Raw genomic sequence first — 9099 nt, 5'->3', positions numbered from 1 at the left:
CTGCACCCGTTCCCATTCCGAACACGGCCGTGAAACGCCCCAGCGCCAATGGTACTCCGTCTCAAGACGCGGGAGAGTAGGTCGCTGCCAGGTCTGCAAAACGCAACAAATATCTTCTCAAGCAAACTCTTCGGCCCAGCCGATACAAAGGGCCGCTCAAAGCGGCCTTTTTGCATTGCGGAACATGAAAACATAAGGAAAACGCAACGTGCGTCCCTTAAAGGAGACAAATCGCCTTCGGCAATTTGCTCCGGAACTATACATCACAGCGTCCCTGTGATGCAGTCGCGATAAATCCCATAGGGATTTACGCTGGTCGCGATAAATCCAATAGGGATTTACGCTGGTCGCGATAAATCCAATAGGGATTTACGCTGGTAACGCGGGGTGGAGCAGCCCGGTAGCTCGTCAGGCTCATAACCTGAAGGCCGCAGGTTCAAATCCTGCCCCCGCAACCAATTCAAACTTGAATGTTTAACCATTCAAATCGCTTAGCAAAATGCTCCTCCGCGCAAGCGTCGAGGAGCATTTTGCGTTTCTGATCCCTGTCCAACTCGCCGGCACGAAGCATCTCCAGATAATCGTGCTGCGTATGCGAGACGTGCACCAGACCACGCGCGAAGGCTATCCGGTTGCGAGGTTTCTCAACGTCCCGGCGTTGCCCGGCTCTCACTATACGACGAATGGAAGAAGAGGTTTGGGGCATCGAACGCCAAGGGCGACGAGGTGACCGAGGAGAACAGGCGGCTGAAGAAAGAGCTGGCTCGCAGTAGCTGTGCCCGCAAAACCGGGTCGGTGTTCGTGGGTGGTCCTCGTCCTGAAGAGGGTAATTTTGCCATCTACACATTGGCCCGAAGAAATGGCGTTCTGGTGCTGTACTTTTGAGATGGCTGGCAGCGGGTGAACGTCGTCTTGCTTCGTACTTAAAGCATGGTGCTGCTCGCTTCCAACTCGCCGCGTTCCGGAACCATCGCGCGTGTTCTTTGTTTGGGGGCAACGGAACGCAGCACGCATTGCCGGTCCGTAGATCGCGGGTGATACGGCAGGTGTGTTCTGCGTCAGTGTCGGTGTCAGCCATGAGGTGCAGCGCCATGGACAGGTTTTTCACTCAATTAGCGAGCCGCATAGCGTCTTTTTCCGGTTCGCCGACAGCTTTTGTCGCCGCGCTTGGCACAGTCATCGTCTGGGGAATAAGCGGGCCGCTGTTCGGGTTTTCTGAGGTCTGGCAACTGGTCATCAACACGGGCACGACCATTGTCACCTTTCTCATGATTTTCCTCGTGCAGAACTCGCAGAACCGGGATTCTGCGGCGATGGAAGCAAAACTAGACGAATTGCTTCGAGCTGTGGAGGAGGCGCGGGCGGATTTCATCGGGATCGAGCACCTCACGGAAGCAGAAATTGAGGACATCCGCGCTCGGCTGGAAAAGGAAAACGGCTCTGAAGGTGAAAAGCCGCCGCCGCATCATGCCATGGCGCGATTACTTTCCCGGCGTTAGGTCGGGCGGTTTGTCAGATGGCGGCGGCGGCCATCGCTTGTCATCGCCGTGACATCGTCACCGAAGACCAAACGCGGCAAAGCCCGCTGACAGAAGGAATTATCATGTCTCTCAAGGCCCTTGCGTTGAATGCCACACTCAAGTCCTCCACATCGGCAGAGCCGTCATCGACAGAAAGAGTTCTGGCCCTGATCCTTCAAGAGCTCGGCGATCACGATGTTCAAAGCGAAATGATTTGGCTCGCTGATCATGACGTCAAGGCCGGGGTTACGTCAGACGAAGGCGAGGGGGATGCCTGGCCGGCTATCCGCGAGAAGATTCTTGCTGCCGATATTCTTTTGTTTGGGACACCGATATGGCTCGGACAGCCTTCGAGCGTGTGCAAGCGAGCGCTGGAGCGCATGGATGCATTTCTGGAGGAAACGGACGAGCGGGGGCGTATGGTTTCCTGCGGCAAGGTTGCCGCGGTGGCAGTCGTCGGGAATGAGGATGGGGCTCACCATGTTTCTGCGGAACTTTTCCAGGCTCTGAATGATGTTGGCTTCACAATCCCGGCAAATGCGGTTGCCTATTGGCTAGGGGAGGCGATGGGATCGAAGAATTTCGTCGATCTCGATGAGACTCCTGATGCCGTTAAAACCATGATCAGCATCCTTGTGCGCAACACGGTGCACTTGGCGGGACTCCTGAAGAACAGCCAATATCCGGGCAGCGAGGACTGATATCCATTTTACCGGTTCGTGTCGCAGGCCTTACGCCCTCGAACGGCTACGCGGGTCGTATGCTATCGAGCCCTCCATGATCCGCTCCGAATTTTCGAAACGAGATTCTCCTCGTCGATCATTATTTTTCGGAACTCTCCGCATGTCGGTTTGTTCGGGAGATGTCCATGCCGGCCCTGAAAGGGGTTTCCCATCTCGGGGGAAGTCCCGAGAGGGAGGCTGGAGAGCCATAATGCAAGCGGAGGAAAATCCCAATGAAGAAGACTGTTTTCGTTGCGTTGCTTCTGGGGAGCGGCGCGCTGTCGGCTTTCGCCCAGCAGACGCCGACCGCCAATCCCGGAGGCGATACGCCTGCTGTCGCCACGCCGGGCGCCAGTAACCCTACGGCCCCGGTGGAGGGCGCCAATAGCTTCACTGAGGCGCAGGCCAGACAGAGGATTGAAGATGCCGGTTACACCCAGGTCAAGAATCTGACGAAGGATGACAAGGGCGTGTGGATGGCATCGGGCATGAAGGGCGGCAAGACCGTCGCCATCGCGCTCGATTATCAGGGCAACGTCGTCGCCAAGTGAGGCGCGCAGGATTTGGGAGAAATGACATGAGAACCGTAACCGGACTTTTCGATGACTATGATGATGCGAGCGCTGCCGTTTCCGAACTGGAGCGAGCGGGCGTGCCGTCAAGCGATATCAGCGTTGTGGCCAGCAACGCCGACAGGCGACATGGAGAGGATTCCGATTCCAATGCTGCTGAGGGCGCCGGCGCGGGTGCTGGCATCGGCGCGCTTGTTGGCGGCGCTGGGGGTCTGCTGGCGGGACTTGGGTTGATGGCGATCCCGGGAGTGGGGCCGGTGGTTGCAGCCGGTTGGCTTGCCGCAACGGCAGTCGGAGCAGCCGGCGGCGCTGTTGCCGGCGGTGCGGCCGGCGGGCTGATCGGAGCTATGACCCGCTCGGGTGTTTCCGAAGAGGATGCCAATCTCTACGCGGAAGGGGTGCGCAGGGGCGGCACACTGGTAACCGCCCGTGTGGAAGACAATCTGGTGCCGGAGGCCGAGGCCGTGCTGAAGCGGCAAGGCTGGGTTGATCCTGCCGAACGCCGCGCCGCTTATCGCGAACAAGGCTGGACGCGTTTCGACGAGACATCGAGACCCTACGCAGCGGAAGACATTGAACAGGAACGTAGCCGCTATCGCCGCTCGACAATTTGACGAGAACGTCCGTCCTCCAGGGGCCTGGTTCCGCCATGGTCCCTGGTCAACGCCTTGCAGGAGTTAACATGGCCAAAAAACCAGATTCCACCTCATCATCCGTTACCATCCACGACCAGAAGCTTGTTCGGGGAGAAGGAGGCGAGCTGCACCAGATTGCCACTGGCGATGAGCCCGTGCTGACGACCGCGCAGGGCGGGCCGGTTGCGGACGACCAGAATTCCCTTCGGGTCGGTCCTCGCGGGCCGCTTCTCGTGGATGATTTTCATTTCCGCGAGAAGATTTTCCATTTCGATCACGAGCGAATTCCAGAACGCGTGGTTCATGCCCGCGGTTACGGCGCGCATGGCTATTTCGAGACCTATGACTCCCTTGCCGCCCACACCAAGGCTGACCTGTTTCAGAGGGCCGGTGAAAAGACGCCCGCCTTCGTGCGATTCTCGACAGTGGCCGGCAACAAGGGCTCGGCCGATCTCGCGCGGGATGTGCGCGGCTTTGCCGTGAAGCTCTACACCGAGGAAGGAAATTGGGATCTCGTCGGCAACAACATTCCCGTCTTCTTCATTCAGGACGCAATCAAGTTTCCGGACCTCATTCATGCCGCCAAGCAGGAGCCCGACCGCGCCTTTCCGCAGGCGCAAACGGCGCATGACACCTTCTGGGATTTCATCAGCCTGACGCCCGAAAGCATGAACATGGTCATGTGGATCATGTCGGACCGGACTATTCCGCGTTCCTTCCGGTTTATGGAGGGGTTCGGCGTACACACCTTCCGCCTCATCAATGCGAAGGGAGAATCGAGCTTCGTGAAGTTTCACTGGAAGCCGAAACTTGGATTGCAATCGGTGGCGTGGAACGAAGCGGTCAAGATCAACGGTGCCGATCCCGATTTCCATCGGCGTGATCTCTGGACTGCGATCCAGTCCGGCAATTTCCCGGAGTGGGAGTTGCAGGTGCAGCTTTTCGACCAGGACTTCGCCGACAGTTTCGATTTTGACGTCCTTGATCCCACCAAGATCATCCCCGAGGAGATATTGGCGCCCAAACCGGTCGGCCGGCTCGTCCTTGATCGTATGCCGGACAACTTTTTTGCCGAGACCGAACAGGTGGCGTTCATGACGCAGAACGTTCCGCCGGGCATCGATTTCAGCAATGATCCGCTGCTGCAGGGCAGGAATTTTTCCTATCTCGATACGCAGTTGAAGCGTCTCGGCGGGCCAAACTTCACACATCTGCCGATCAATGCGCCTAAGTGTCCTTTCGCGCATTTCCAGCAGGACGGCCATATGGCGGTGCGCAACCCGGCCGGACGGGCCAATTATCAGCCGAATTCCTTCGGAGAGGGTCCAAGGGAATCGCCGATGCGTGGTTTCCAGCATTTCCCCGCTGAAGAGCAGGGACCCAAGGCGAGGCTGCGGCCGGAAAGTTTTGCCGATCATTACAGCCAGGCGCGCCAGTTCTACATTAGCCAAACGCCGCCTGAACAACGCCATATCGCATCGGCGCTCACCTTCGAACTCAGCAAGGTGGAAACGCCAGTCATTCGTGAGAGGATGGTCGCGCATCTTCTCAATATCGATGAAACGCTGGCTGCGACGGTAGCGCAGAAGCTCGGCCTGCAAGCCATGCCCAAGCCCGCGGATGCCGCCATGCCGACCCGTCAGGATCTTGAGCCTTCGCCGGCGCTCAGTATTGTTCAGCGTGGGCCCAAACGGTTCGAGGGTCGCAAGCTCGGTATTCTCATCACCGACGGTGTAGATGCAAAACTGCTGAAGGGGCTGACCAAGGCGGTAACAGCCGAAAAAGCCGTCTTCGAGTTGATCGCGCCCAAGGTTGGCGGCGTGACGGCGTCGGACGGTACCTTCATCGAGGCACATCACATGATCGATGGCGGTCCTTCAGTGCTTTTCGATGCGGTGGCGCTGCTGACATCGGCTACGGCCGTCGATGAACTGATCAAGGAAGCAACCGCGCGGGATTTCGTCGCCGACGCGTTCCAGCACTGCAAATTCATCGGTTACGACCAGTCGGCGCTGCCGCTTCTGAAAAAAGCGGGAATTGCGGACGCCATGGATGAGGGGGTGCTGCCCTTGTCAGGCGAGGAGGGACTGGCGGCCTTCGTGTCCGAACTCGGCAAATTGCGGGTGTGGGCGCGCGAGCCGTCGGTGAAACTCGGCAAGGCCTCCGATTCCGTTAATGAGCAATGACGAACATCTGATTTCCCACTCACCAACCAAAGCAACAGGAGACTAAAAATGGCTGAGAAGACATTGGAAGACCTTTTCCTCGATACGGTGAAGGACATTTATTTTGCCGAGCGCCAGATTCTCAAGGCGCTTCCGAAGATGGCGCGCGCTGCGCAATCGCCGGACTTGAAGGCGGCATTCGAAAAACACAGGGACGAGACAGAGGTCCATGTGGAGCGTTTGCAGAATGTCTTTGAACTGCTCGGCAAGCCGGCGCGCGGCAAGACCTGTGAGGCGATCCAGGGCATCATCGCGGAAGGCGAGGAAATCATGGAGGAATTCAAAGGCTCGTCCGCGCTTGATGCTGGGCTCATTTCTTCGGCGCAGGCCGTGGAGCATTACGAGATCACCCGCTACGGCACATTGAAGACGTGGGCGGTTGAACTCGGCATGAAGGAAGCGGCCAAACTGTTCGAACAGACGCTGGGCGAAGAAAGCGCGACGGACACGGCGCTCTCGTCGCTTGCCCAGGCCAGCGCAAACGTTAAGGCCAAATCCAAGGCGGCGTAAGCGGTCCGTCACCTGGGAGGTGCCGCTCAAACCGGCGGCACCTTCGATTTCGTAGTTGTCTCTTTCATGCGAGGCTGAACCATGAGGCTGTTTCGCGACAATGGATTGGCGATTGTCCTTGTCCTGACTTCCGTATTGACGATCGGTGGTATGCTGGCGACCGGTTGGGCGGTTTACAATGAGGAGCTGGCGCAACATCACGCCATGCCTCTCACGTTTTTTTCCTATGCAAAGAGCGGTCATTTTCTCTCCGCTTTGTTCGAAAACTGGGAGAGCGAATTCCTCCAGATGTCGGCTTACGTGATGCTGACCGCATTTCTTTTTCAAAGAGGCTCGTCGGAGTCCAAGGATCCTGACAAGACTGCCCCGCAGGATGAAGACCCTGCCCAAAAAGAAGATGATCCCAAGGCGCCCTGGCCGGTAAAACTTGGAGGATTTATCCGTGCCATTTATTCCTATTCCCTGGGTCTGGCGCTGTCCTTCCTTTTTATCGTCAGTTTTGTCCTGCATCTGAAATACAGTGCCGACACGGCGGCGTTGGAAGCCGCCATGCACGGCGAGCCCGAGACGACGCTGTTTGCGCATTTGGGAAGTGTAGAATTCTGGTTTGAATCGTTTCAGAACTGGCAATCGGAGTTTCTGTCGACTGCGGTCCTCGTCGTTCTTTCCATCTTCCTGCGCTTTCGCGGTTCGCCGGAATCGAAGCCGGTTGCCGCTCCTCACAGCGAGACCGGCGGGTAGGGAGGAGGCATGGTCAAATTTTCGGACGAGGGAGACTGGCGGCACCTGTGCGTCGATATGCAGCGCGTTTTCGCCGAGGATACGCCATGGCATGTCGAATGGATGGACCGCATCAGCGAGGAGGTGGAGGCCGTGGTTCGGGCGGATGCCGCCCGCTGTATCTTCACCTGTTTTATACCGCCTAAAACCGTAGAAGAGGCTCCCGGTGCGTGGCGCGCCTATTATGAAAAATGGCCGATGATGACGCAGCAGTCCCTGCCTCCCGAACTCATCGAGGTAATCCCCTCCCTATCGCGCTATATCCCACCCGCCCGTATCTTCCGCAAAAGCGTCTATTCGCCGTGGCAACATGGGGGTCTCGGCGAAATCCTGCGGAAAGAGCATGTATCGACGATTGTGATAACAGGCGGAGAAACGGATGTCTGCGTTCTCGCCACCGTTCTGGGTGCGATAGACCAAGGTTTCCATGTCATTCTGGTAGAGGACGCGCTTTGCAGCGGAAGGGATGCGACACACGACGCAGCGTTAAAGCTGCTCTCCGGCCGTTATTCGACGCAGCTGCAGGTCTGCGATACGGCGACACTCCTCGGTACTCTTCCGTCGCAATCCGCTCGGCGGTCCGTAAGATTGTCGTGAGCCAGCGTCACTATTCATCATCACAGCAACGGAAGAAAGGGAACAAGCCTGGCCGAGCGCAGTTAGGCCACCAATCTTCCCAGCAACGGAGGTCCAGCCGTGACCCAGAGAGTCGATCACGAAACAAGCAACAGCCTGAATATCGAGGCTGCGACCCCGAAGGTCATCAAGATCATTGTGGGCGAGCGTACCGTGCTTGAGGGCGTTCTGAACACCGGCAGCGTATTGACGGTGCAGACACGAGAGGGCGCCGAGCCACAATCCATCGAACTTCTGATCGAGGACCTGGCACGGTGAAAATTGCGATTGTCGATCGGATTAACCCCTGAAATCGCCCTCGTTGGTGTCCCGTTCATCGTAGTTCAAATCCCAGTCTTTTTCGGGTTTTTTGACCCCGGGCGGCAGCTTGTTGGCGGTTGCGTCGTCCGAGCCGGTGATAACCCTTGGCTTCGCGCTCGCGACGCCGTTGTTATCAGAGGTTTTTTTGCCGCGCGCAAATTGCGGCTCGCTGTCCTTATGGATCTGCTTGAGCTTGTCGTCCTTGTTCATGACATCCTCCTTGATACCTCCCTAACCATTTTCCGGCGACAGTGTTCCCTCAGGCCTTCATCACGCCGGAACATCCTTCAGGCTGCATGGTTAGAAAACTGCGGGGATAGCGGGTCCCTCATTTTGGAAACCACAAGCGGAGATGAAGCGATGAGCCTACCAGACGATGACGCCAAGCCAGAGCCCGGTACGGATGACGCCCGTGCTGGCAATAGCGATGAAAGCCGCAAAGACAGGGAACAGACGAGAGAAAACGCGGAACGCATGATTGAACAGCGGCATCGGAAACAATCACCCGGCAGTGCGAAAAGTGCCTGAAGCCACGTTGTCGGGACGCGAGCGTAGACGCGGTCCGGGTGTTCTCAATGAGACCTTTGGATCGTCGCGGATTTCGCTATTGTACGTTGGCGTACAGCAACCAAGCGTCTGCCGAGCCATTTGCCCATGGTGAAAGGATGGGAAAATGGCCAAGCACGCTGTGAGTGGAGTTTCCGGAAACACATTAAATGATTCGCAGCTGGAGGTGTTGCGTATCGGTATTGCAGATCTGGCGCCGGCCTTGACGGCTTTTGCCCGCCGCTTCGTCAGGAATGAAGAGGATGTCGACGATCTCGTTCAAGAGACGATGTTGCGAGGACTGCGGTCCCTGCACGGTTTTACGCCCGGCACGGCTTTGAAATCGTGGCTCTTCACCATTTTGCGCAACACGTTCTGTACCCGCTACAAGGTGTCTAAACGCGAATGTGTAGGCTTGCCCGTTGGTATCGAGCAGACCATGTCTACCCCTGCCAGCCAGGAATGGCGTGTGCAGCATCAGGAAGTCATGCGGGCTATACGGGATCTCGACAAGGATCAGAAAAAAGCTCTTCTGCTTGTCGCCGGAGGGACGAGTTACTCCGATGCCGCGGCCATTTGCGGCTGCCGGGTGGGCACCATCAAAAGCCGGGTGAACAGGGCAAGGGAATCGCTTCGGCGCAATCTTGACTAAA

General features: G+C 57.4%; 12 protein-coding genes, 1 tRNA gene and 1 rRNA gene. 12 read left to right on the top strand and 2 right to left on the bottom strand.

The annotated features are described in order from the left end of the window. The 11 genes from rrf to GH784_RS23910 all read left to right on the top strand — a co-directional run. Positions 1–93: ribosomal RNA gene (rrf, locus tag GH784_RS23960) — 5S ribosomal RNA — on the top strand; the annotation flags it as partial. A 288-nt stretch (positions 94–381) separates the two neighbouring features. Beyond that, positions 382–458, top strand: a tRNA-Met gene (locus GH784_RS23955). A 633-nt stretch (positions 459–1091) separates the two neighbouring features. Continuing rightward, complete coding sequence (locus GH784_RS23950; RefSeq protein ID WP_080814635.1) at positions 1092–1499, top strand: low affinity iron permease family protein; 408 nt, start codon at positions 1092–1094, stop codon at positions 1497–1499. 104 nt (positions 1500–1603) lie between these two features. Continuing rightward, on the top strand, positions 1604–2221 hold the full coding sequence (locus tag GH784_RS23945; protein WP_111800634.1) for a flavodoxin family protein: 618 nt from the start codon (positions 1604–1606) through the stop codon (positions 2219–2221). Positions 2222–2475: 254 nt separating this feature from the next. Next, entirely contained in the window at positions 2476–2793 is a 318-nt protein-coding gene (locus GH784_RS23940; RefSeq protein WP_003519019.1) for a PepSY domain-containing protein, read from the top strand. A gap of 26 nt (positions 2794–2819) precedes the next feature. Further along, a complete protein-coding gene (locus tag GH784_RS23935; protein ID WP_111800629.1) occupies positions 2820–3428 on the top strand; it encodes a general stress protein in 609 nt (202 codons plus the stop codon). A 68-nt stretch (positions 3429–3496) separates the two neighbouring features. Further along, positions 3497–5635 (top strand): catalase, encoded by a 2139-nt coding sequence (gene katE / locus GH784_RS23930; protein WP_112493379.1) that lies wholly within the window; start codon positions 3497–3499, stop codon positions 5633–5635. A 48-nt stretch (positions 5636–5683) separates the two neighbouring features. Then, positions 5684–6184, top strand: a complete 501-nt coding sequence (locus GH784_RS23925; protein WP_013762430.1) for a YciE/YciF ferroxidase family protein — start codon at positions 5684–5686, stop codon at positions 6182–6184. 81 nt (positions 6185–6265) lie between these two features. Then, entirely contained in the window at positions 6266–6925 is a 660-nt protein-coding gene (locus GH784_RS23920) for a DUF6766 family protein (protein WP_013762431.1), read from the top strand. A 9-nt stretch (positions 6926–6934) separates the two neighbouring features. Next, positions 6935–7561: a cysteine hydrolase family protein gene (locus GH784_RS23915; protein ID WP_013762432.1), complete on the top strand. Its 627-nt coding sequence runs from the start codon at positions 6935–6937 to the stop codon at positions 7559–7561. A 99-nt stretch (positions 7562–7660) separates the two neighbouring features. Continuing rightward, on the top strand, positions 7661–7858 hold the full coding sequence (locus GH784_RS23910) for a hypothetical protein (protein WP_003519000.1): 198 nt from the start codon (positions 7661–7663) through the stop codon (positions 7856–7858). Between the two features lie 21 nt (positions 7859–7879). Here the strand turns inward: GH784_RS23910 and GH784_RS23905 are convergent, their stop codons facing one another. Further along, positions 7880–8110, bottom strand: a complete 231-nt coding sequence (locus GH784_RS23905; RefSeq protein WP_013762433.1) for a hypothetical protein — start codon at positions 8108–8110, stop codon at positions 7880–7882. A gap of 156 nt (positions 8111–8266) precedes the next feature. Beyond that, positions 8267–8392 (bottom strand): hypothetical protein, encoded by a 126-nt coding sequence (locus GH784_RS27645; protein ID WP_019567401.1) that lies wholly within the window; start codon positions 8390–8392, stop codon positions 8267–8269. Positions 8393–8573: 181 nt separating this feature from the next. Between GH784_RS27645 and GH784_RS23900 the strand changes: the two genes are divergently transcribed. Next, entirely contained in the window at positions 8574–9098 is a 525-nt protein-coding gene (locus tag GH784_RS23900) for a sigma-70 family RNA polymerase sigma factor (RefSeq protein WP_013762435.1), read from the top strand. Position 9099: the final 1 nt, after the last annotated feature.

Source organism: Agrobacterium tumefaciens (genome assembly GCF_009649785.1).
Lineage (GTDB): Bacteria > Pseudomonadota > Alphaproteobacteria > Rhizobiales > Rhizobiaceae > Agrobacterium > Agrobacterium tumefaciens.
Note: the sequence above shows the minus strand (reverse complement) of the source record. Positions and strands in the feature narration are given on the sequence as shown.